The organism is Carboxylicivirga sp. (assembly GCF_982718395.1).
In genome coordinates, this window is sequence record NZ_CEXQWX010000067.1 from 1 (window position 1) to 22,908 (window position 22,908).

Genomic DNA, 22,908 nt, shown 5'->3' on the forward strand with positions numbered 1-22,908 from the left:
ATATTCATTGAAAATTGAAAAAAATCTATATTTATCTGGAAAGTTTAAGAAAGAGGTATATAAGGCAATTCGTAAATCCACATTATTGCCAGAAGCTAAATATAAATACAGTGGATTGTCTTATATGATATATCCTGAGCTCTTGAGTGATATTTATAATGATGAGTATGAAGAAGAATTGTATCGCATTTTTAATTCGTTAGGAGCATCTTCTTTACGTTATAATCCGAGGGACAAAATTGATGATAGTCGGATTGTCCCGACTGAGTATGACAGCCTTTACAGAAAGTGCCAGATAAAAGGAATGGTGCATGATGAGGCAGCAGCAGTAATGGGTGGAGTTTCGGGAAATGCCGGTCTATTTTCAAGTGCTGATGATTTGGCTAAATTGATGCAGATGTATTTGCAGAAAGGAAACTATGCCGGAGTGCAATATATTTCTGAAGAGACATTTAACGAATTTACTAAAGTCCAATATCCTGATAACGATAACAGACGAGGTGCTGGGTTTGATAAACCTTTATTTGGTAACGATACCTTATCGATTACAGACAGTTATCCGGCACCGGGTGTTAGTCCCGAAAGTTTCGGTCACAGTGGTTTTACCGGAACATTTGTATGGATGGACCCGGAATATGATCTGATCTATATCTTTTTGTCAAACCGGGTATACTCTACCAGGAATAATCCATTAATCTACCGGATGAATGTACGACCATCCATCCAGCAGGTATTTTATGATGCTTTAAAAGAAGCAGAATAGCTACCAATCTTCGGGCAAACCTTGATTTGGTTCCGGGTATTCAGGTTTGCTGTTCATCTTATAAAAGATTTGACTTTCTGTGATCTCCATTTCTATCACCTTCATGTGGATAAGGTTGATTAGGATTTTCTCCGCTTTTCGTGGACTAATATTTGCCATACCACAAAACTTTGAAAATGTAATATAGCCATGTATTCCAAGGTAAGTTAATAACTTACTTTCGGCATATTTAATTTTTAGAAGTGCTCCACCTGGTTCTTTTTCACGTTTCCATACTTCTGTTAAAATTCGGTTAGCAACCAGGTTTTGATCCTTTACTCTCACATAATAGGTAGATTTACCATCTTTATCAGGAGCCGTGTGCGGGCGTTTTTTGCTTTTATCTATAATGATCTCAAGTACAGTTTTGCCTTCAATTTCCCATTTGCGTGTTTCAAAATTAACAGCAGGCTTGCAGTGACGTTTTGCGGCAGCTTCAATCATATAATATTCTTCATCTGACTCAACACCTGCTATTTTTCCATTATCCTTTACACCAATTAATAATCGGCCGCCCTCTGTATTTGCAAATGCAGCAATAGAACGTGCAATTTTTTTTGTATCTGTAATCGCAAATTTAAAATCCTGATGAAGGTGTTCTCCCTCCAAAATCATTTGCTGAAGTTCTTTTTGATTCACGGTAATTCAATTTTGGGCAAAGTTCGGAAAAATGACAGGATTAATAAAAAGCAATTTCAAAGTATGTTGTTACTAAGTAAAAAGTACTTGAAATGCTTAAATAGCCTGCAATGCGTTGGTATTTAATTATTAAGAATGAATATTAATAACGAATTCTTTCTGTAATAATGAAAATTGTCATGGGAAATAATGTTAAAAAAACTTAACTTTTAGAGAAATAATTCTTTATACTAAGATTATTAAACCCTTAAATCAACAGTTATGGCTGAAGTAAAACAATTGGTAAAAGTATTGGCCGAGCAACATGGACGGACAATGGAGAGTCTTTTACCCATTCTTCAAGGAATTATTAATCAGGAGCAGCACATCTCAGAAGATGCAATGGTTGAAGTTGCACGTGAGCTGGATATCTCAGCAGCTCAAGTGTATGGTACAGCAACTTTTTATTCATTTCTGCACACAAAGCCGCTCGGTAAATATGTGATTCGGGTATGTAAAACAATTACCTGTATGATGCATGGAAAAAATCAAATTATAAAAGAGCTGGAGACAGTTTTAAAAATCAATCTTGGTGAAACATCGCATGATCGCATGTTCACCCTGTTGGAGACAAACTGTTTGGGGCAATGCCATAAAGGACCGGCAATGCTCATAAATGATGAACCTTATACTGAACTAACGCCAGAAAAAGTGCGTGCTATAATTATGAAATATAAACAACAGGAAATCAGTGCTAATTAGATATTAATTAGTTCATAAGTGAATTTGGTTTCATAAAACACGCAACAAAATGAAAAAGAACTTACAAAGACTTGATCTCATTTTTAAGAATGAACACGATAGCGAAGCAATCTTAAAGAAAACCTTAGCTCGTAGCAATGACGAAGTGATCAACGACCTTATTAGTTCAGGTCTCAAAGGTCGTGGTGGTGCTGGTTTTCCAACCGGATTAAAATGGAAACTGGCTGCAGAAGCTAAAGCAGATGATAAATATGTGATTTGTAATGCCGACGAGGGAGAACCAGGAACCTTTAAAGATCGTGAGATACTTTCCAGTGTGCCACATAAGGTATTAACAGGTATGGCTGTCTGCGGCCATATTATAGGTGCACGGAAAGGATATATTTACTTAAGAGGCGAATATAAATTTTTGAAACCACAATTATTGAAAGTAATTGAAGAGTTTCATAATCTATTGGATAGTCTGGAGCTTGACTTCAGAGTGGAAATATTCTTAGGTAGTGGGGCTTACATTTGTGGTGAAGAAAGTGCATTATTTGAAAGTATGGAAGGTAAGAGAGGAGAACCGCGCAATAAGCCTCCATTCCCAACTGATTGCGGCTATAAAGATAAACCGACTGTTATCAATAACGTTGAAACCTTAGCTCATACTTTTTCAATTATGAAATATGGGCCTGATAAATTCAAAGATTTAGGTATACAGGATTCAAGAGGTTCAAAAGTATTCTCCGTATCTGGTGATACACCTATTCCGGGGATTTATGAGTTGGAATTTGGTATGTCACTTCAAAAATTTGTCGATGATTTTGGTGACGGAGATTCTAAAGCAGTCCAGGTTGGAGGAGCATCAGGCTTTTGTGTACCTCGTAAAAAATTTGGAAAAACAGTAATTGGTTACCAGGGCAAACTGAGGGGAACGTCTTTACCAACAGGTGGATCGATGATGATTTTTAATTCATCGCGTTCAATGTATAACGTTCTGCATAATTATCTCGATTTCTTTGTAGAAGAATCGTGTGGTCAATGTACACCATGTCGTGTAGGCACACAACAACTTCTATTAGGAATTAAAGCAGTTAAAAAAGGAGAGCAGCCTTCTTCTTATTTGGATAAGCTGTTGGAGTTGTCAGAAGCAATGCGTGTTACTGCCAAATGTGGATTAGGGCAATCTGTCGCTAATTCATTCTCTTCAATTGTCGAGAACTTCAGAGAAGAAATGATTTACTAACATCTAAAGCATGAATTATGTCAGATAAGATTAATCTTAAAATAGATAATATAGCAGTTAGTATTCATAGTGGAGCTACGATACTTGATGCTGCCAGTAAAGTTAATATCCGTATTCCTACCTTATGTTATCATGAAGATCTGTGTGTAGCCGGAAATTGTCGTGTATGTGTTGTTGAACAAACAGGAAGTGATCGCTTATTACCGGCCTGTGCTATGCCAGTTGCTGAGGGTATGGAAATTCATACTAATAGCATGAAAGTTCGCAGTGCCCGCAAGCAAATTGTTGAGTTGTTAGTGAGTGAGCACCGGGCTGATTGCACAAGATGTTATAAAAACGGTAAATGTGAGTTGCAGGAATTATCATCCGAATATATTGTAGGCGAAAATGGATTTATTGATTTGGTGGCTCATAAAGGATATACCATTGATAATTTCTCGCCATCAATTATTAAGGATGATAGCAAGTGTATACGCTGTCAACGATGTGTTAGAACTTGTGATCAATTGCAAAGCATTAGTGCCTTAACAGTTGCCCATAAAGGTGAGGATATGAAAGTATCGTCATTTTTTGATAAGCCAATGTTTGAAGTTGTTTGTACCAATTGCGGACAATGTGTCAATCGATGTCCTACAGGTGCGTTAACAGAAAAAACATATCTCGACGAAGTATGGTCAGCACTTAATTCAGAAGCAAAACATGTTGTAGTCCAAACGGCACCTGCTGTGCGCATAGCATTAGGTGAGGCGCTGGGTATGCCTCCCGGAGAGATAGTTACTGGTAAAATGGTTTCTGCCTTAAGGCGTTTAGGATTTAGTTCGGTTTTAGATACGGATTTTACAGCGGATTTAACCATTATTGAAGAGGGTAATGAATTACTACAGCGTTTGAAAAAAGCTGTGAAAGAAAAAGATCCTAGTGTTAAATTACCTATGACTACTTCGTGTTCACCTGGTTGGGTGAAGTTTATTGAACATGCATTTCCCGAGTATTTACCAAATGTATCAACAGCTAAATCTCCTCAACAGATGTTCGGGGCATTGGCCAAAACATTTTATGCCAATAAGATAAAAGTTGAACCGGATAATATGGTGAGCGTATCAATTATGCCTTGTACAGCTAAAAAATACGAAGCTGATCGACCTGAAATGAGAAGCAGTGGCTACAAAGATGTCGATTTTGTTTTGACAACACGTGAATTGGCATTAATGATTAAACAAGCCGGAATTGATTTTGCTTCCTTGCCGGATGATGAGTATGATAGCATAATGGGAGAATCCAGTGGAGCCGGAGTGATTTTTGGAGCAACAGGAGGCGTTATGGAGGCGGCCTTAAGAACAGCTTACGAAGTTGTAACAGGACGCGAGGTGCCTTTTGATGGTTTAAACATTACACCAGTTCGTGGAATGGAAAACATTCGCGTAGCAAGCATAAAAATAGAGGATGTATTACCGGAATGGGATTTTCTGGAAGGAGTTGAACTTAAAACATGTGTCGCTCACGGTTTATCAAACGCAAAGCAAGTGATGGAAGATGTTCGGGATGGCAAAGCTGAATATCACTTTATTGAGATAATGGCTTGTCCCGGTGGCTGCCTTGGTGGTGGAGGTCAACCAATACCAACTTCACCAGTTATCAGGAAGAAGCGCAGCGAAGCTATCTATCAGGAAGATGCCCTTAAACCAATTCGTAAGTCACATGAAAATCCTGAGGTGGTACATTTGTACGAAGAGTTCTTAAAAGAACCGCTTGGAGAAAAGTCTCATGAATTACTGCATACCCATTATACCGAAAGAAATCGGTATTAATTCTCAAGAAACCGGCTTAGGTCGGTTTCTTTTTATTATTTTGAACTTGATTTTCGAGTTTTGATTATGGATACTAAACATGAGATAGTAATATGTCTTGGAAGTTCTTGTTTTTCAAGGGGCAATAAAGACGTGTTAGAAGTTGTTAAAGATTTTCTTAAAAAACATCAGCTTAATGCAGAGGTTTTCTTTCACGGAGACTTATGTGGCGGCAAGTGTGAAGAGGGACCGGTACTGAAAATTGATGAAAAATTATTTTCTAAGGTAACTGTAGAGAATGTATATGAAATCTTAACCAACTACTTTGAAGTTGAACAGGAGAGGTAAGTGTTATGGGACAATTAATTGTAACTGATAAAGAGAAGTGTAATTTAAGTTATACTTGTGTTAGAGTATGTCCGGCAAAGGCTATTAAAATTGCCGATAAACATGCTCAAATATTACCTGATAGATGTATTGGCTGTGGGCAATGTGTAGTAATGTGTGCACAGGAAGCAATTCAATATCGTAATGAGATGCAAAATGTAGAAAACCTGATTAATACGGATAGTAAGGTCGCTGCAATTTGTGATCCTGCAATATCTGGTGAATTTACTGATATAGCTGATTATCGAAAATTTGTTGCAATGATACGGGAAATCGGGTTCGATTTGGTGACAGAAATGTCTTTTGCCGTTGATTTAATCGCTTACAAATACAAAGATTTAGTTGATAACTTTCAGGGAAAGCATTACATCACAACCAAATGTCCTGCTGTAACCAGTTACATTGAAAAACAGGAACCGGAGTTGGTGGATAACCTGGCGCCGATAGTACCACCTTATATTGCTATGGCAAAAGTATTGCATAAGCGCTATGGAGAAGAAGTGAAGATGGTTTATATTACAGCGTGTACAGCTGCAAAAGATGAAGCGAAAAAGTTTTATCATACTGATGGACACATTGATAGTGTAATTACATTCGCTGAGTTAAGGGAGATGTTTACTCATAAAGGTATTTCGGAAAATACTGTTGAATTCAGTGAATTCGATCCTCCGCTTGGAAGAAAAGGCGGCTTGTTTCCTATATCACATGGGTTGTTTCAGGCCGTAGATATTAATCAGGGATTGCTTGAAGGCAATATTATTATTACTGAAGGGCGAACTAACTTTTTGCAATCAATTAAAGAGTTTAAATCCGAAAATCAACTGAACCAACATCTCGACCTATTTTATTGTAAAGGATGTATACAAGGGCCTGGAACTTCACAAGGAGGTAAAAAATTTACCCGGCGATCGCAGGTTATTAAGTATGTCAACAAACGAATGAAAGCGATTGATGCCTATCAATGGCGTTTGGATATTGAAGAATTCAAAAACCTTGAATTAACCAGGGCGTTCCGGCCGAAAGATATTAGATTACCAATTCCAACTAAGGCAGAAGTAGATGTAGTGTTGGCCGATATGGGTAAATCCAAACGTGAAGATCAATTGGGATGTGGCGCATGTGGCTACCCAACTTGCCGAGAGTTTGCAGTTGCGCATCTGCAGGGGCTTACTGATTATGAGCAATGCTATACATTCTCGATTAAAAAGTTACGGGCCTATGTCAATAAAGTAAATGCAGCAAACGAAAAATATAAGAAAACTCAGGAAGCATTGGTTAAGAGTGAGGAAAAAGCAAGGGATGAGGAGCAGTTAGCTCGTGAGGCTGCAGAAACAACAACAGCTATGCTGAACAAATTGCGTGCTGGAGTTGTAATTGTTGACAATGATTTGAACGTCATTGAGGCTAATCAAAGATTTGTTGAGATGCTTGGAGAAGATGCTAAAGAAATAGCTGAAGTAGTGCCAGGATTGAAAGGTGCTGAGTTAAAAAGTCTGGTTAGTTTCCATAAAGTATTCTCAACTGTATTGCAGTCGGGACAAGATGTGTTGGATCGTGATGTAGATTATGCAGATTCAATTTTCAATGTTTCTGTTTTTACCATTAAGCGTAACGAGATTGTAGGAGGCATTATTAGAGACTTGGTTACACCTGAGGTAAGGAAAGAAGAAGTAATAAAACGAGCTCAGGACGTTATTAAAGAAAACCTGGAAACAGTTCAGCAGATTGCCTTTTTGTTAGGAGAGAGTGCTTCCAAGACAGAAAAAACCTTAAACAGTATCATTGAAGCGCAACAATTAGGAGAAGCCAATGGAGCCGGAAAATAGATTCTTTATCGATGTAGAATGTCGTCAAAATAACCATGTTGGTGAGATTATTTGTGGCGATGTATTTCTTTCTCGAAGAATAAAAGAGGAAGGCCGGATCATTGCGGTTCTGTCAGATGGTATGGGTAGCGGGGTGAAAGCAAACGTCCTGGCAACGCTTACAGCTTCAATGGCAATGAATTTTACAATTGAGCATCGTGAAGTAGCACGCACCGCTGAAATTATAATGAACACTCTGCCAGTGTGTAGCGTACGGAAAGTAAGCTATAGTACTTTTACGATTATCGATATAGAAGATGACGGTACCACAACCATTGTTGAATATGATAATCCATTGTGCTTGATAATGAGAGGACAGGAAGAGTTTGATCCGGGATGGGAAGATTTAGTTCTTGAAAGTGAGCAGAATAAAGGAAAGAAATTACATATCTGTAAATTTAAAGCTCAATTGGAAGATCGGATTTTCTTTTGGTCAGATGGTATTGTTCAGTCAGGAATGGGGACAAAGGCTTTTCCATTTGGTTGGGGGCGTGATAAATTAGGCGAATATGTCAAGAAAATAGTTAAATATACGCCTTTTGCTTCATCTGGTAAATTAGGACAGAAAGTTATTAATTCGGCAAAACTTCACGATGGAGATAGCCCAAAGGACGATTCCTCTTGTGGGGTTATTTATTATCGCGAACCGCGTAAATTACTTTTAACAACCGGCCCTCCATTTGATGAGCATAACGATTTTGACTTTGCATTAAAGGTTAAACAGTACAAGGGGAAAAAGATAATAGCAGGCGGAACAACTGCAGAAGTGGTAGCTCGCGAATTGGCATTAAAGTTTGATGCCGGTATCGAATCAGATGATGCTGAATTACCACCTGTCTCATATATGGAAGGTATTAGCCTGGTGACAGAAGGAATTCTGACATTGGGAAAAGTAGCTCGCTTACTTGAGAGCTATAACTCTAACATTCGCTTAGGCAATGGTCCGGCCGATCAAATAATAAAATTGTTATTTGAGAGCGATCGTATACATGTTTTAAATGGTACAAGAATCAATGTTGCTCATCAGGATCCAAACTTACCGGTTGAATTAGAAATACGTCGAACAGTTGTAAAACGCGTTGTGCGGTTGCTTGAAGAAAAATTTCTGAAAGACGTAACCATTGAGTATATGTAAGTAAATATGATGTAAATCATATATCTCTGATTGGTTATGGATTGAAACTTAATAGGAAGAGGATCTTTCAAATCGAAACTATCCTAAAATCTTATTCATTGATTTGTTACGTTTTAATTTAGACTTGTTCTGTATTAACGAAAACAAACATCTGACCTTTTTTTTCTCGGTATATTAGTATTAGTTTGTCAAGGTATTCGCGAAATATTTCTTTAATAGTTCGCAAAATGAACCCAGTTAAGATTAACTAATATGGCGTCATCAATAAAAATAAAGAAAATTGCAGAGCTGCTGGAGGCTCGAATTGTTTGTGGCGATGATTTTATTGATAATGAAGTAGAACATGCGTTTGCCAGTGATTTGATGAGTGATGTATTGACACTGGAATCTGAGCAATTGGTACTGATTACCGGATTGACAAATATGCAAACCGTAAGGACAGCTGAAATGGCTGATATTGACTGTGTGGTTTTTGTCAGAGGGAAGAAAGTGACACCGGATATGGTTGAAGTGGCAAATGAAAATAATATGGTACTCGTTGAATGTCAGTATTCAATGTTTAGAACCATAGGGATGTTGCATGAAGCGGGTGTAACACCTGTTTATTGATATAAGTGTATGGAATTTAGCTACGAGGTTGAAGGAGGAAACTTTGCTAAAGCAGGTAATGCTGCAAGTAGTGTTAAAAAGGTTCTAAAGCAGCTGAATGTTGACCCGAAAATTATAAAACGTATCGTTGTAGCACTCTATGAAGGAGAAGTGAATGTAGTTGCCCATGCATATAAAGGAAGCGTTTTGGTAGATATTGATACAAGCAGAATATATATACGCATTGAGGATGAAGGGCCGGGAATACCAGATATTGATTTGGCAATGCAGGTAGGCTACTCAACTGCATCGGCAATGGTGAGAGAAATGGGATTTGGAGCAGGAATGGGATTACCCAATATGAAAAGAAATGCTGATGAGATTGATATATCAAGTAAAGTAGGTGAAGGTACAGTAGTAGAGCTAACGACTAAATTGACAAGTTAAGAGGTAATTGCTATGTGTGAACAACAGTTTTATCATGCGTTAAAGGTCGATGAAGATTTATGTTATGGTTGTACCCATTGCATGAATGTTTGTCCAACAGATGCCATCCGAATTAGGGATGGTGTTGCATCGATACGTAAAAACTGGTGTGTTGATTGTGGCGAGTGTATGAAAGCATGTCCTGTGGATGCGTTTTATGTAGAGCAGGACGACTTCGAGAAAATCTTCAATTTTAAATACCGGGTGGCTATTCTGCCGTCGGTTTTCATTGGTCAATTTTCAAAACACATTAAAGAGTGCGAAATAATTGATGTATTAAAGGGGCTTGGCTTTACGCATATTATTCCTGCAGAAGCAACCGTTGATGTCATTAATGAATCGATGCTTGAAGAACTGGAATCAGATCGTGATAAGCCAATGATTAGTGCATTCTGCCCATCTATTGTACGTTTAATACAGGTTCGCTTTCCTGGTTTGGTTAATAACATCATTCCAATTAAACCACCTATTGATACAACAGCTTTATACTATCGTCAATTACTACAGGAAGAAGGGAAAAGTTCCGATGAGATTGGAATCTTTTATGTAACACCGTGTGCTTCGAAAATTGCCACGGTTAAAAGTCCGGTGGGAGATGAGGCATCCAACGTTGACGGAGTAATTAACATGGATTTTCTCTATAACAAGGTTTACCATGTTCTAAAAACACGATCAGAATCAATGGAGAAATGTGATGAGACTGTACCATATCTTTCTCCAAAAGGACTAAACTGGAGCCTGACCGATGGTGAAGCAACACACATGACAGGACGATGCTTAGCCATTGATGAGATTCATAATGTTATTTCATTCCTCGAGAAAGTTGAAAATGATGAGATAATTAATGTTGATTTTCTTGAATTAAGAGCTTGTGACCAGAGCTGTGCAGGCGGTGTTCTGTTAACCGAAAACCGTTTTTTAACAGTTGAAAGAATAAAAAACAGAGCTGAACGCATCAATGCTTCGGGCAAGTATGTACAGAATATCTCAGACGAACATAGAAGACTAATAAAGGATAATAGTGCAGTTGGGAAAATCGAGCCTCGGTCAATGATGGTGCTGGATGAAGATATGGGTATTGCTCTTAAAAAGATGGAGCGGGTCCGTCGTATGATGTGCTATTTACCAGGTATTGATTGTGGTGCTTGTGGTGCACCTAATTGTGAAAGTCTGGCCAAGGATATAGTTCGCAAAGAAGCGCATTTATCTAACTGCGTCTTCTTGCAGCGGATGATGGAAAAAACCAAGAAACTGGATCCGATGCATTCGATTAGAATCATTGAAAAGACTTGGGGCAAAGACCGTTTAGATAAAGATTGTAAGAAAAAAGGAGCAAAGAATGAAAGTTTGTGACATCATAGAAAAACTTAACCTGAAGGTAATTGGTGGTGAGGAAGGACTTCAAAATGAAGTAACCGGTGGCTACACATCAGACCTTCTGAGCGATGTGATGGGGAATGTTGACGAAGGCCAGGTGTGGATAACCCTGCAAACCCATCGAAATGTGATGGCTGTGGCATCACTTAAGGAAGTGGCTGCTGTAATTATTGTAAAGGATTTGGAAGCTGATGAGAATACAATTAGTCAGAGTAACGATGAAGGTATTCCGTTATTGAGTTCGTCATTGGAAGCTTTTGAGTTATCCGGCGAATTATACAAATTGTTGAAAGGATGATATGAAGCGTCTTAAAGCGGATTTGCATATGCATACGGTCCTGTCTCCATGTGGAAGTTTAGAGATGAGCCCGGTGGTAATTGTAGATAAAGCTTTAGAACGAGGATTAGATATCATAGGTATAACCGACCATAATAGTACCAGGCAATGTGCCGAAGTGCATAAGGTTGGTAATCAAAAAGGATTAACAGTGTTTTGTGGCGCTGAAGTTACTACCAAGGAAGAGGTGCACTGTTTAACGTTCTTTGAAAATTTTGAAAAACTTGAAGCTTTTCAGGCTTATCTGGATGAGCATTTGCCCAATATACCTAATGATACAGATAAGTTTGGTCATCAGGTGTGGGTTAATGCAGATGAAGAAATCGAAGGTCAGGAGGAGCGCTTGTTGATCAGTGCTTTAAATCAATCTATTGATGAGGTTGAGCAAAAAGTCCGGGAGTTGAATGGTTTGTTTATACCAGCTCATATATTCCGACCAAGTTTTAGTGTGTACAGTCAATTGGGTTTTATGCCTTTTGACATCTCACCTGATGCTATAGGAATGAGTGCTAGTGTTGATGTTGAGGAGCAATTAAAGAAGCATCCTGAATTGAAACAATATACTGTTCTTCGTTCGTCTGACGCTCACTTCCCGGATCAAATCGGTTCTCATTATTCAATAATCGAAATGGAAGAAGCCGGTTTTGAAGAATTAAGAAAAGCATTGCATCAGGAAGATGGTCGAAAAGTAGTGGAGTTAAGATAATGAAGGATTTATCAATGCATATTATGGACATTGTCCAGAATTCGGTAAGAGCAAAAGCGGAGAATGTGGTGCTTTCCATCGAAATTAATGAGCAATGGTTATGCATTACAGTAAAGGATGATGGTTCAGGAATTGATGAGGAAACTTTGGAACGTGTAAGTGATCCATTTTATACATCACGTACAACCCGAAAAGTTGGGATGGGTATTCCACTCATCAAGCAAAATGCAGAACTGACCGATGGTCAAATGACTTTAAAATCAGAGCTTGGTGTTGGAACAACTTTAATGGCTCAGTTTGGAAGAAAACATATTGATCGCCCGCCAATTGGAGATATCGCTTCAACAGCTGCAATGATGATAACTGGTAATGATGGTGTAAATCTGAAATTTGAAGTGAAACAAGGTGATGATGAGTTTGCGATTAGCACTAACGAGGTGAAAGAGGTAATGGGTGATTTGGATATCCGCCTGCCAAGAGTGACGAGTTTTTTAAAAGAAATGATTGAAGAGAATTTAAAGGAATTAAAAATAGAATTTGATTAAATGCCTGATAAGTAAGGCATCCAGACAAACAAAAGAATGTGTAATTAATAATAACCAATCGCTATGTCAAAAGTAAAATCTCTGGCTGATTTGCGCAAAATGCGCGAAGAATTGCAGACTAAAGTTAGTTTGCGTGAGAAAAGCGACAATCCTGAAAAAATGGTTCAGGTAAAAGTGTCGATGGCTACCTGTGGTATTGCCTCAGGTGCAAAAGAAGTGATGAACCATATGATTGAAGAAATGGATCGTCAGGCAATTGATGCCATAGTTACTCAAACCGGATGTATGGGATACTGCCACGCAGAACCTACCATTGAAGTAACTCTACCAGGTAATGAACCAGTGGTTTTTGGTCATGTGGATAATAAAAAGGCCAATGAAATCATTGAAAAGTATGTTATCAGAGGAGAGTTGGTGGATGGTATCATCCCGGTGAATTACGAAACAGTAAAAGAGAATAAAAACGAATAGTTTTTTGCGCTATGGCTAAATATAAAAATCATATCCTTGTTTGCGGCGGAACTGGTTGCCGTGCCTCGCAAGGTGAAGAAATTGTACAGAATCTTGGTAAAGTTTTAGAGGAAAACAGCCTTGAGAACGAAGTACAAGTGGTAAGAACCGGATGTTTCGGTTTTTGTGAAAAAGGTCCTGTTGTAAAAATGGTACCTGACAATACTTTTTACGTACAGGTAACTCCTGAAGATGCTCCGGAAATTATTGCAGAGCACTTGGTAAAAGGTCGTAAAGTAGAGCGTTTGTTGTATACAGATCCTGAAACGCAAGAGCGTGTGTCAGAATCGAAAGATATGGGCTTCTACAAAAAGCAGATTCGTATTGCATTGCGTAACTGTGGTTTTATCAACCCTGAAAATATTGACGAGTATATTGCTCGTGACGGATATGCTGCTTTAGGTAAAGCATTAACAGAAATGACACCTGAAGAAGCGATTAAAGTGATTATTGACTCAGGTCTTCGCGGTCGCGGAGGTGGTGGTTTCCCAACTGGTTTAAAGTGGGACATCACGCGCAAAGTGGAAGCTGAGCAGAAATATGTGGTTTGTAATGCTGATGAGGGTGACCCGGGTGCATTTATGGACCGTTCAATCCTTGAAGGTGATCCTCATGCAGTATTGGAAGCTATGGCTATCAATGGGTACTGTACAGGTGCATCAAAAGGATTGATTTACATCCGTGCAGAGTATCCATTAGCAATTTCGCGTTTGAAAATAGCTATTGATCAAGCTCGTGAGTACGGATTGTTAGGTGACGATATTTTCGGCACTGGATTTAGTTTTGATGTTGAGTTACGCTACGGTGCTGGTGCATTCGTTTGTGGTGAGGAAACATCATTGATTCACTCTATGGAAGGTCTGCGAGGAGAGCCAACTGTGAAGCCTCCGTTCCCATCAGAGAGTGGATATAAAGGAATGCCTACCAACGTAAACAACGTTGAAACGTACGCTAACATTCCGGTTATCTTGTTAGAAGGTGCTGAGTGGTTTAGCAGTATTGGTACTGAGAAGAGTAAAGGTACCAAGGTGTTTGCTTTAGCAGGTAAAGTAAATAACGTTGGTTTAATTGAAGTGCCTATGGGTACCACACTTCGCGAAGTAATCTTCGACATTGGTGGTGGTATCAAAGATGGTAAGAAATTTAAGGCTGTTCAGACAGGTGGACCATCAGGTGGTTGCTTAACTGAAAAGCATTTAGATATTCCAATCGATTACGATAACTTATTAGCTTGTGGCTCAATGATGGGGTCAGGTGGTATGATCGTAATGGATGAGGACGATTGTATGGTTTCTGTAGCTAAATTCTATTTAGATTTTACAGTTGAAGAATCATGTGGTAAATGTGCTCCATGTCGTATTGGTAACAAGCGTTTATACGAAATGCTTGATAAATTAACCGAAGGAAAAGGAACAGAAGAAGATCTTACTTTATTGCGCAACCTAAGTAATGTAATTAAGGATACTTCACTTTGTGGATTAGGTCAAACATCACCTAACCCTGTTCTTTCAACAATGGAGAACTTTGCTGATGAATATGAAGCACACGTTCACGAGGGTAAATGTCCGGCTGGTCAGTGTAAGTCATTAATGCAATACATTATCAGTGAAGATAAGTGTATTGGATGTACATTATGTTCTCGCGTATGTCCGGTTGATGCGATTACCGGTGATAAGAAAGAGCCTCATTTAATCAGTCAGGAGACTTGTATCAAGTGTGGTGCTTGTTATGAAAAATGTAAGTTTGGTGCAATCAGCATTCAGTAACCAGGCTAATTTTTGAACAGTAAAAGATAGAAGAATGGAAATCGTTCAATTAAGCATAGATAATAAAAAGGTAGTTGTTGAGAAAGGCACTACCATCTTAGAGGCAGCCAAAAACATCGGGGTGGATATTCCTACCTTGTGTCATATGAAGCTGCACGATATGAATATTGAGAATAAGCCAGGCGGATGTCGTGTTTGCGTGGTTGAAGTTGAAGGCCGTCGCAACTTAGCACCGGCTTGTAAAACTGAATGTACAGAAGGGATGGACATTCAAACACACTCTGTACGTGTGGTTAATGCACGTCGTACAGTAATGGAGTTGATCTTATCTGATCACCCATTTGAGTGTTTGGTTTGTGCTAAGTCTGGTGATTGTGAATTACAGACAATGGCTCAGAACTTAGGTATTCGCGAAGTACGCTACCAGGGAGAGAAAAACTCATACAAAAGTGATGAGTCACCGGCTATCGTTCGCGAAATGGAGAAGTGTATCATGTGTCGTCGATGCGAAACTGCTTGTAATGACGTACAAACGGTTGGGGTACTTTCCGCTGTAAACCGTGGTTTCGAGTCAGTTGTAGCGCCTGCATTCGAAATGGACCTTGATCATTCAGCTTGTACCTTCTGTGGTCAGTGTGTGGCTGTTTGTCCAACAGGTGCTTTAACCGAGCGTGATAGCTCAGCTAAGGTAATGGATGCCATTGTTGATCCTAAGAAAACAGTAATTGTTCAGACTGCTCCTGCTGTTCGTGCAGCATTAGGTGAGGAGTTTGGAATGGATCCTGGAACTTTGGTTACCGGTAAAATGGTTTCTGCATTGCGCAAATTAGGTTTCGATCATGTATTTGATACAGATTTTGCTGCCGACTTGACCATTATGGAGGAAGGAACTGAGTTGCTTGGTCGTTTAGGTAAACATTTAGCTGGTGATAAAGATGTGAAGTTACCTATCTTAACATCTTGTTGTCCTGGATGGGTGAATTTCTTCGAGCACCATTTCCCTGATATGCTTGATATTCCATCAACCGCTAAGTCACCTCAGCAAATGTTTGGTGCTATTGCAAAAACTTATTTTGCTGACCAATTAAAGCAGAAACGTGAAGATGTAGTTGTTGTATCAGTAATGCCTTGTTTGGCTAAGAAATACGAATGTGCCCGTGATGAGTTTAAGGTAGACGGTGATCCTGATGTTAATTTGTCAATCTCAACTCGTGAGTTAGCACAGATGATCCGTAATGCCAACTTGAACTTCGAAGCTTTAGAAGAAGATGATTTTGACCAGCCACTAGGAGAATCAACTGGTGCTGCAGTTATCTTTGGTACTACAGGTGGTGTAATCGAAGCAGCTGTTCGCACAGCTTACGAGGTTCATACGAAGAAGCCTCTACCAAAAGTAGATTTTGAAGAGTTACGTGGTTTCGATGGAATTCGTTCTGCAACAATCGATTTTGATGGTCTTCCTATCAACATTGGTATTGCTCACGGACTAGGAAACGCTCGTACATTATTAGAAGATATCAGAGCTGGTAAATCACAGTTCCATGCTATTGAAATTATGGCATGTCCTGGTGGATGTATCGGTGGTGGTGGTCAGCCATATCACCATGGAGATGTTTCTGTCTTGAAAAAGCGTCAGAAAGCGATTTATGAAGAAGATAAAGGCAAAATTCTTCGTAAGTCACATGAGAATCCATTTATTCAGAAGTTATACTCTGAGTTCTTAGGAGAACCTTGTGGACATAAGTCACACGAATTGCTTCATACGCACTATTACGATAAGAAAAAGAAGGTTGAAATCTAATCGTAGTGCACAGTACAAAGTACAGAGTAGTGAGATTGACTCTGTCTCATTACTCACTACTCATATCTGACTACTAAAAAAAAGAAAAATGGCAAATATAAAATTACCCGCCGCTAAGGTGGAAGAATTAAAAGGAAGATGTAAAGAGCTTGGTAATGAGGGAGGCGAATTGATTAATGCCCTTCATGCAGCTCAGGAATTATTTGGCTATCTGCCTGCTGAAGTTCAGGAGTTGGTGGCAAGCGAAATGAATGTTTCTGTTGCACACGTTTATGGTGTAGTAACATTCTACTCTTTCTTCTCAATGATTCCTAAGGGAGAGCATCCGATTTCAATTTGTATGGGTACAGCTTGTTATGTGCGTGGAGCAGAGAAAGTGTTGGATGAGTTTAAGCGTCACTTAGATGTAAAAGTTGGAGAAACTACTGAAGATGGTAAATTCTCAATCAGCTGTTTGCGTTGCGTTGGAGCTTGTGGTTTAGCACCAGTTGTTACTGTTGGCGAAAAAGTTTATGGTCGCGTAGCAGCTGAAGATGTAAAAGGTATTTTAGAAGAGTATAAGTAAAATACATATTTTAGAAATGGAACCGCCTCATGCATTGAGGCGGTTTTGTTTTATATACTGAAAGATAATTTGCTTAAATGCTTCACTGGTGGAGAAAGTTAGGCAATGAAATTTTCAATTTGATAGATAATAACAGGTAAACGAATAAAATCGTTATTCCTTTGATGAAATGCTGTTTTTTAACAGATAATAATTCTGGTAGTTTATTGCTTAAATCAGCTTAAAACCCCTAATTTTGAACCGTCGAAGTCAAGCAAGGGACATCAGGTAAAAGAAGATCAAATGTCGATAATTTATAATCCTCAGAAATATAAGTTGGCTGATAAGCCAATGGAAAACTTCATTGATACAGATGAGATACATGCAATTATAGATGCTCATCAGAATCCAAGCATGGATCAGGTCAATGAAGTTATTGCCAAGTCGCTACAGAAGAATCGTTTAAGTCTTGAAGAAACGGCGATTTTGGTTAATGCCAACGAGCCTGAGATGATTGAACGCATAAAAGAGGCTGCTAAACAATTGAAGGAGCAGGTATACGGTAGACGTATTGTGTTGTTTGCACCGCTTTACATTGGTAATTTGTGTATCAATGATTGTGCTTATTGTGGTTTTCGCTCGACAAATAAAAAACAGGAACGTCTGACTTTAGGTAAGCAGGATATCATTGATCAGGTGGTCGCTTTGGAAGATACAGGGCATAAGCGCCTAATTTTGGTATATGGTGAACATCCGCGTTATGATGCTCAATTTATAGCTGATACGGTTAAAATTGTTTACGGAGTTAAACACGAGAATGGTGAAATTCGAAGAGTGAATATCAATGCTGCTCCACTGGATATTGACGGTTATAAAATTGTAAAAGAAGCTGGAATTGGTACTTACCAGATTTTTCAGGAAACATATCATAAACCTACCTACGAAAAGGTTCACCTGAAGGGAACTAAAAAGCATTTTGAATGGCGTTTGGCTGGACTGGACAGAGCACAGGAGGCAGGAATTGACGATGTGGGTATTGGCGCTTTGTTTGGACTATACGACTGGCGTTTTGAAGTGCTTGGTTTGTTGCGTCATGTTAACCATTTCGAAGCAGTCTATAATGTTGGGCCTCATACAATCTCATTTCCGCGTATACAGTCTGCTTCTGGTTTTGAAGTGGATAAACAATACGAGGTGAGCGATGCTGATTTTACCAAATTGGTTGCTATTCTGCGCCTGGCGGTACCATATACAGGATTAATACTGACGGCGCGCGAACCAGGGTATATTCGTGATGAGATACTGCAATATGGTGTTTCTCAGATTGATGGTGGAACCAATATTGAGATGAAAGGTTATACCAGCCATAAAGAGCAGCAAGATCTGGATCACGAGCAGTTTGAAATATGCGATGATCGCTCACTAAATGAAGTGATGGAAGAATTGGTTGAGGATGGCTATATTCCTTCATTCTGTACGGCCTGTTATCGATTAAATCGTACCGGCGAGCATTTTATGGAGTTTTCGGTACCTGGGTTTATTAAACGCTTTTGTCAGCCTAATGCAATTCTTACATTGGCAGAATACCTTGAAGATTATGCACCGCCAAAAACAAAGGAAAAAGGCTATCAGTTGATTGAGGATAGCTTAAAGGATTATGAAGACGAGCGATTCAAATCTAAACTGATCAAACGTTTAGGCAAAATTAAAGAAGGCGAACGCGATTTGTATTTTTAAGATAATTAAGCTTAAATATATAGCCTGATTAACTCTGTTAGTCAGGCTTTTTTTAAAAAGGTTGTTAAGGATCGCATCTTTAATTTTATGACGTAAATAAAGATACGATCCTTAAATTTTCCATTCAACTCAAAAAAATGGCAGGAGGATCACCCCCCTGCCACCTATCGTAATCCAGTCTATGCTTTAATTTTTCGAAACCTTAAACTTTAATGTTTCAAGCTGGTTGTTACCAAGTTTATCAGTAGCTTCAACTTCAACACTGTAAACCTTCTCTTCTTTGAAAAGTTCCATATTCGAAGGCGAACCATTCCCATTATAGTTCTTTTTTGCTCCACCATCTATACTATAATAGATGCTTTTTGTTCCGCAGTGTTTATCGGTTGCTCCAATGTATAACTTCACAAAAGGAGGATAAACATTGACCTTATTTCCATCAATTGATTCCTGTCGAGTAGGTTTAATACTAAAATTGATAAATACATCAGGTCCAATGTTATCGACGTACACCTGGCTTGTTTTAGAGACTTCCTTATTATTAACGTTATCCATTGAGAAGAAGTTAATTTCGTGAAAACCGTCTTCTGGCAATTTAAAACTCAAAGCCTCTTGCTCGTCGCCATTATTGATTTGTGAAACGGTTTTTTGAACACCTGAAGCATTGTCCTCTGAGAATAACTTAATTTCAGTTGATTTGCTGATGAATAAGGTATCGCGGTTAAAAAACTGCGGTCCTCTATAATCAATGCCAGTTGTAGGAGCTTCGGTATCCATAAAAACTGTCAACTTGTTATCTTTTGACTTGTTTTCTACCATGTCATAAGAGTGAAAATAGATCGATTGCAAACCTTTATTAGAGTCAAAAGCAAACGGTTCAGTGTATTTTTTGTCAATTTCCACTCTGTTTGTACCATACATTGTTCTGTCAACAACCAAATTATTATCCTTGGCATCAAGCAAGCAACGGCTTCTTTCAGATACATATAAGTAATCTCCTTGATATTGGTCGGTCGTGATAGTGGCAGTAGCTTCAGGTGGATCATAGTCAATTACAAAAGAGAAGGTCGTCATGTCGCCTCCCGCAATATCTTCGGTGTGACTGCTACCGTCTGAACGGTTACCAACTTTATCGCTGGCCCAGAACTTAAAATCATGATTACCATCTTCAATCATGCTCAGATCAATGGGCTTATAATAGGTTTTTACAGGTTCATCGTTTAATTGGTATTTGATGTGTTTAACACCCGTTGATTTATCAACGGCCAATAGTTGTATTTTTGATCGGGCCGAAACAACATCACCAGAAACATCACCGACTAATTTCCAGCTGACAGCAGGGGCCGTCTTATCAACCGTGAATAGTTTTTCTTCAATAGCTTCTACATTGCCAACATGGTCAACACTATAATATTTTATCGAATAGGCTTTCTCTTCAGTAATGTTGATTTCACCATTCACCACTTTAAAAGGTTCACCATTAATGCTGTAATACGTGTTTTCTACACCTGATGTTTTATCACTTGCTGTAAGGGTAATTTGAAGGCCGGCACCAAAAAACAGGCTATCGTTTTTTATATACTTCTGAGCATTTTTAAAAGTACACTTGGTACTTGGCGCTATTCCATCGGCATACACTTCAAAGACAACATCAGCAACAGGATGCACCAATTGTTTTGTATCAGGATCAACTTGTGAAGGGGTGCGGATGGTATTGAGTCCCTCTGAATCAAAGTAAAACGGGTTGGCATATTTGGGAGCACTTTCACTTTCAAGTGCTTGTGTATCGCCATTTGTTCCGGGACTTGTGGAAAGCATTAAATACATTGGCTGATGTTTGTTGGCAAACAATCGACCATTCTCATTACGGTACATTTTCTTCGGGTGGTTGGCTTGTTGCTGTGCCTGGATGCTTATGGCCAGCATAAACAGCAAGAGGATACCACATAAATTCTTTTTCATTGACATGAGTAACTTCAATTTGTAGACTTTAAATATGTGCGATTTGTAAATTAGATTCCGATTTCAGTTACGATTATGGTACTATAGGGTTACTGTTAACGTGAAGAAGTAATTAACAATGAACTTCAATTTTGACGAGTTGATAAAAAACGAGGATTAATGACTCTATTATTCAGAATACCGAACGGCTCTTTCCTTTTTTATTTAAAAAAAAGCTGGAATTTGAATTAATTACCATTAATAAGGATAAAAACATCCTAAAATCTATTGAAATATGAAACTAATGAATACTTTCGTTGTTTATAATGCTTAATCAGGAAAGTTGCGAATTGGTGTATCTCGGTTGAAATGTGTGTGTGGCTCATTATTATTCCAAAAATCATCGTCAGACTTCCATAAAATAACACGGATGTTAACAAAAGAAATTAGAGCAGTTGAGGATAATGGTCTGGCAAGTCAATTCTCAAACTTAATTAATGGTTTAAAAGAGAAAATGAAAAGCGTTTATCATGAACGCAGTGATATTAACCAATTAGCTATAAATAGGGGAATGCCACCTTTTGTGATGCGGGAAATAATGTCAGTTAATCCATTTTCAGCTATTATTCCAACAGAACATGGCGGGCTTGGTGGCGACGTAAAGGAAAGCATAGCTTTAATGGGAGCGGCTTCTTATGAATCACTCGCTTTGTCGTTGACCTTTGGCATTAATATGGCCTTATTTCTTCAACCTGTGATTAAAGCCGGTCAACCAGAAGCAAAGGGAAAGGTTTTAAAGCGTTTTATTGAACAACAAAACATGGGCGGGTTGATGATTACAGAACCCGATTTTGGAAGTGATGCTTTGAATATGCAAACATCATATACTCAAAATGGTAATTTGGCTTATTTGAAAGGAACAAAGCATTGGGCCGGATTAACCGGATGGGCCGATTATTGGTTATTAACGGGACGACATGAAATGGGGAAAGGGCAGTTATCACGTGATTTGGATTTCTTTATTTGTGATGTAACACAACCTAACCAGGGAATCGAAGTGGAAGAGTTTTTCAATAACCTTGGATTGTATCAGATACCATACGGACGTAACAAAATTGATGTTCAGATTCCTGCTGTTCAGAAATTAGTGCCTGAAAAATCAGGAGTTAAATTAATGCTTGATTTGTTACACCGTAGTCGAATGTCTTTCCCGGGTATGGCTATAGGCTTTATACAGCGAATGATGGACGAAGCCATTCAACACTGTCAGCAGCGATTTGTCAGTGGGAAAAGTTTGCTGTCATATGACCAGGTACAACAGCGAATAAGCCAAATGCAAGCTTACTTTACTACCGTCTCGGCTTACTGTGTAAATAGTTGTAAAAAAGCAGGCTTAAAGAATGATTTGTCAATGATGGGTATTGAAGCTAATGTTGTTAAAAGCCTGGCTACAGATATGATGCAGTCTGCATCCCAGTCATTATTACAATTGGTAGGAGCTAAGGGGTATAAGCTTAACCATATTGCAGGTCGCTCAACAGTTGATAGTCGACCATTTCAGATTTTTGAGGGCTCAAACGACATGCTGTATTCGCAAATTGCCGAAGGTGTAATTAAACTGATGAAAAAAGCTAAGCAAGCTAATGTGAGTGATTTTATGAAATCATTTGACCTGACAGCTGGAGCATCGCAGTTACTTTCAGGCATGTTTGATTTTAAACTTGATTATTCTATTTCTCAAAGGAAACTTGTTGAATTCGGTCAGATCCTTAGTCGAGCTATTTCAATGAATATGATCGTAAATTTAGGTAATTCAGATTATTCACCGGGTCTGATAGATGGGGCAATTGAGCATCTGAAGCATGAAACGCGCCAGTTATTATCGTCATTCTCTGGTCGTAATAATGTGAAGGTTATCGAAGATTATCAAATGAAGTCTGACTGGTTTCAGTTTGCCTAGTCTGATAAACTAATTAATAAAATCAAAAA

21 protein-coding genes are annotated in these 22,908 nt (G+C 38.7%); 19 read left to right on the plus strand and 2 right to left on the minus strand.

Annotation, left to right across the window (positions count from 1 at the left end; all coding sequences use genetic code 11):
- Nucleotides 1–763 (plus strand): serine hydrolase domain-containing protein (locus AC4MRQ_RS13375; RefSeq protein ID WP_491198185.1); only part of this gene is annotated, 763 nt, incomplete at its 5' end.
- Here AC4MRQ_RS13375 and AC4MRQ_RS13380 read toward each other — a convergent pair.
- Nucleotides 764–1,441, minus strand: coding sequence for an AlbA family DNA-binding domain-containing protein (locus tag AC4MRQ_RS13380; RefSeq protein ID WP_491198186.1), 678 nt, complete (start codon nucleotides 1,439–1,441; stop codon nucleotides 764–766).
- Between the two features lie 261 nt (nucleotides 1,442–1,702).
- On the opposite strand from AC4MRQ_RS13380, the gene nuoE reads away from it, so the two are divergent.
- The 17 genes from nuoE to hydG all read left to right on the plus strand — a co-directional run bounded on the left by nuoE (nucleotide 1,703) and on the right by hydG (nucleotide 18,981).
- Nucleotides 1,703–2,182 carry an NADH-quinone oxidoreductase subunit NuoE gene (gene nuoE, locus AC4MRQ_RS13385; RefSeq protein ID WP_491198187.1) on the plus strand — a complete coding sequence of 160 codons (480 nt, stop codon included), beginning with the start codon at nucleotides 1,703–1,705 and terminating at the stop codon, nucleotides 2,180–2,182.
- A 49-nt stretch (nucleotides 2,183–2,231) separates the two neighbouring features.
- Complete coding sequence (locus AC4MRQ_RS13390) at nucleotides 2,232–3,410, plus strand: complex I 51 kDa subunit family protein (protein ID WP_491198188.1); 1,179 nt, start codon at nucleotides 2,232–2,234, stop codon at nucleotides 3,408–3,410.
- A gap of 17 nt (nucleotides 3,411–3,427) precedes the next feature.
- Nucleotides 3,428–5,218, plus strand: a complete 1,791-nt coding sequence (locus tag AC4MRQ_RS13395; protein ID WP_491198189.1) for an NADH-dependent [FeFe] hydrogenase, group A6 — start codon at nucleotides 3,428–3,430, stop codon at nucleotides 5,216–5,218.
- 66 nt (nucleotides 5,219–5,284) lie between these two features.
- Nucleotides 5,285–5,545, plus strand: a complete 261-nt coding sequence (locus AC4MRQ_RS13400; RefSeq protein WP_491198190.1) for an NAD(P)H-dependent oxidoreductase subunit E — start codon at nucleotides 5,285–5,287, stop codon at nucleotides 5,543–5,545.
- 5 nt (nucleotides 5,546–5,550) lie between these two features.
- Nucleotides 5,551–7,410, plus strand: a complete 1,860-nt coding sequence (locus AC4MRQ_RS13405) for a [Fe-Fe] hydrogenase large subunit C-terminal domain-containing protein (RefSeq protein WP_491198191.1) — start codon at nucleotides 5,551–5,553, stop codon at nucleotides 7,408–7,410.
- Nucleotides 7,394–8,584 (plus strand): SpoIIE family protein phosphatase, encoded by a 1,191-nt coding sequence (locus tag AC4MRQ_RS13410; RefSeq protein WP_491198192.1) that lies wholly within the window; start codon nucleotides 7,394–7,396, stop codon nucleotides 8,582–8,584. The genes AC4MRQ_RS13405 and AC4MRQ_RS13410 overlap by 17 nt, the downstream gene beginning before the upstream one ends.
- 252 nt (nucleotides 8,585–8,836) lie before the next feature.
- Complete coding sequence (locus tag AC4MRQ_RS13415; RefSeq protein ID WP_491198193.1) at nucleotides 8,837–9,193, plus strand: DRTGG domain-containing protein; 357 nt, start codon at nucleotides 8,837–8,839, stop codon at nucleotides 9,191–9,193.
- 9 nt (nucleotides 9,194–9,202) lie between these two features.
- Nucleotides 9,203–9,619, plus strand: a complete 417-nt coding sequence (locus AC4MRQ_RS13420) for an ATP-binding protein (RefSeq protein WP_491198194.1) — start codon at nucleotides 9,203–9,205, stop codon at nucleotides 9,617–9,619.
- Between the two features lie 12 nt (nucleotides 9,620–9,631).
- On the plus strand, nucleotides 9,632–11,011 hold the full coding sequence (locus AC4MRQ_RS13425) for a [Fe-Fe] hydrogenase large subunit C-terminal domain-containing protein (protein WP_491198195.1): 1,380 nt from the start codon (nucleotides 9,632–9,634) through the stop codon (nucleotides 11,009–11,011).
- Nucleotides 10,998–11,333 (plus strand): serine kinase, encoded by a 336-nt coding sequence (locus AC4MRQ_RS13430; protein WP_491198196.1) that lies wholly within the window; start codon nucleotides 10,998–11,000, stop codon nucleotides 11,331–11,333. Before AC4MRQ_RS13425 ends, AC4MRQ_RS13430 begins: the two co-directional genes overlap by 14 nt.
- 1 nt (nucleotide 11,334) lies before the next feature.
- A complete protein-coding gene (locus AC4MRQ_RS13435) occupies nucleotides 11,335–12,078 on the plus strand; it encodes a PHP domain-containing protein (RefSeq protein ID WP_491198197.1) in 744 nt (247 codons plus the stop codon).
- A complete protein-coding gene (locus AC4MRQ_RS13440; RefSeq protein ID WP_491198198.1) occupies nucleotides 12,078–12,623 on the plus strand; it encodes a sensor histidine kinase in 546 nt (181 codons plus the stop codon). The genes AC4MRQ_RS13435 and AC4MRQ_RS13440 overlap by 1 nt, the downstream gene beginning before the upstream one ends.
- Before the next feature lie 63 nt (nucleotides 12,624–12,686).
- Nucleotides 12,687–13,094: a (2Fe-2S) ferredoxin domain-containing protein gene (locus AC4MRQ_RS13445; RefSeq protein ID WP_491198199.1), complete on the plus strand. Its 408-nt coding sequence runs from the start codon at nucleotides 12,687–12,689 to the stop codon at nucleotides 13,092–13,094.
- Nucleotides 13,095–13,105: 11 nt separating this feature from the next.
- On the plus strand, nucleotides 13,106–14,899 hold the full coding sequence (locus AC4MRQ_RS13450) for an NADH-ubiquinone oxidoreductase-F iron-sulfur binding region domain-containing protein (RefSeq protein WP_491198200.1): 1,794 nt from the start codon (nucleotides 13,106–13,108) through the stop codon (nucleotides 14,897–14,899).
- 34 nt (nucleotides 14,900–14,933) lie between these two features.
- Nucleotides 14,934–16,700, plus strand: coding sequence for an NADH-dependent [FeFe] hydrogenase, group A6 (locus AC4MRQ_RS13455; protein ID WP_491198201.1), 1,767 nt, complete (start codon nucleotides 14,934–14,936; stop codon nucleotides 16,698–16,700).
- A gap of 88 nt (nucleotides 16,701–16,788) precedes the next feature.
- Complete coding sequence (locus AC4MRQ_RS13460) at nucleotides 16,789–17,265, plus strand: NADH-quinone oxidoreductase subunit NuoE family protein (RefSeq protein ID WP_491198202.1); 477 nt, start codon at nucleotides 16,789–16,791, stop codon at nucleotides 17,263–17,265.
- 282 nt (nucleotides 17,266–17,547) lie between these two features.
- A complete protein-coding gene (hydG, locus tag AC4MRQ_RS13465; RefSeq protein WP_491198203.1) occupies nucleotides 17,548–18,981 on the plus strand; it encodes a [FeFe] hydrogenase H-cluster radical SAM maturase HydG in 1,434 nt (477 codons plus the stop codon).
- Nucleotides 18,982–19,167: 186 nt separating this feature from the next.
- Here the strand turns inward: hydG and AC4MRQ_RS13470 are convergent, their stop codons facing one another.
- Nucleotides 19,168–20,940, minus strand: coding sequence for an OmpL47-type beta-barrel domain-containing protein (locus AC4MRQ_RS13470; protein ID WP_491198204.1), 1,773 nt, complete (start codon nucleotides 20,938–20,940; stop codon nucleotides 19,168–19,170).
- Between the two features lie 409 nt (nucleotides 20,941–21,349).
- On the opposite strand from AC4MRQ_RS13470, the gene AC4MRQ_RS13475 reads away from it, so the two are divergent.
- Nucleotides 21,350–22,879, plus strand: a complete 1,530-nt coding sequence (locus AC4MRQ_RS13475) for an acyl-CoA dehydrogenase family protein (RefSeq protein ID WP_491198205.1) — start codon at nucleotides 21,350–21,352, stop codon at nucleotides 22,877–22,879.
- Nucleotides 22,880–22,908: the final 29 nt, after the last annotated feature.

Excerpts from the sequence above, each read along its gene's own strand:
- nuoE (WP_491198187.1), top strand. The coding sequence starts at position 1,703 with ATGGCTGAAGTAAAACAATTGGTAAAAGTATTGGCCGAGCAACATGGA.
- AC4MRQ_RS13390 (WP_491198188.1), top strand. The coding sequence starts at position 2,232 with ATGAAAAAGAACTTACAAAGACTTGATCTCATTTTTAAGAATGAACAC.
- AC4MRQ_RS13395 (WP_491198189.1), top strand. The coding sequence starts at position 3,428 with ATGTCAGATAAGATTAATCTTAAAATAGATAATATAGCAGTTAGTATT.
- AC4MRQ_RS13400 (WP_491198190.1), top strand. The coding sequence starts at position 5,285 with ATGGATACTAAACATGAGATAGTAATATGTCTTGGAAGTTCTTGTTTT.
- AC4MRQ_RS13405 (WP_491198191.1), top strand. The coding sequence starts at position 5,551 with ATGGGACAATTAATTGTAACTGATAAAGAGAAGTGTAATTTAAGTTAT.
- AC4MRQ_RS13410 (WP_491198192.1), top strand. The coding sequence starts at position 7,394 with ATGGAGCCGGAAAATAGATTCTTTATCGATGTAGAATGTCGTCAAAAT.
- AC4MRQ_RS13415 (WP_491198193.1), top strand. The coding sequence starts at position 8,837 with ATGGCGTCATCAATAAAAATAAAGAAAATTGCAGAGCTGCTGGAGGCT.
- AC4MRQ_RS13420 (WP_491198194.1), top strand. The coding sequence starts at position 9,203 with ATGGAATTTAGCTACGAGGTTGAAGGAGGAAACTTTGCTAAAGCAGGT.
- AC4MRQ_RS13425 (WP_491198195.1), top strand. The coding sequence starts at position 9,632 with ATGTGTGAACAACAGTTTTATCATGCGTTAAAGGTCGATGAAGATTTA.
- AC4MRQ_RS13430 (WP_491198196.1), top strand. The coding sequence starts at position 10,998 with ATGAAAGTTTGTGACATCATAGAAAAACTTAACCTGAAGGTAATTGGT.
- AC4MRQ_RS13435 (WP_491198197.1), top strand. The coding sequence starts at position 11,335 with ATGAAGCGTCTTAAAGCGGATTTGCATATGCATACGGTCCTGTCTCCA.
- AC4MRQ_RS13440 (WP_491198198.1), top strand. The coding sequence starts at position 12,078 with ATGAAGGATTTATCAATGCATATTATGGACATTGTCCAGAATTCGGTA.
- AC4MRQ_RS13445 (WP_491198199.1), top strand. The coding sequence starts at position 12,687 with ATGTCAAAAGTAAAATCTCTGGCTGATTTGCGCAAAATGCGCGAAGAA.
- AC4MRQ_RS13450 (WP_491198200.1), top strand. The coding sequence starts at position 13,106 with ATGGCTAAATATAAAAATCATATCCTTGTTTGCGGCGGAACTGGTTGC.
- AC4MRQ_RS13455 (WP_491198201.1), top strand. The coding sequence starts at position 14,934 with ATGGAAATCGTTCAATTAAGCATAGATAATAAAAAGGTAGTTGTTGAG.
- AC4MRQ_RS13460 (WP_491198202.1), top strand. The coding sequence starts at position 16,789 with ATGGCAAATATAAAATTACCCGCCGCTAAGGTGGAAGAATTAAAAGGA.
- hydG (WP_491198203.1), top strand. The coding sequence starts at position 17,548 with ATGTCGATAATTTATAATCCTCAGAAATATAAGTTGGCTGATAAGCCA.
- AC4MRQ_RS13470 (WP_491198204.1), bottom strand. The coding sequence starts at position 20,940 with ATGAAAAAGAATTTATGTGGTATCCTCTTGCTGTTTATGCTGGCCATA.
- AC4MRQ_RS13475 (WP_491198205.1), top strand. The coding sequence starts at position 21,350 with ATGTTAACAAAAGAAATTAGAGCAGTTGAGGATAATGGTCTGGCAAGT.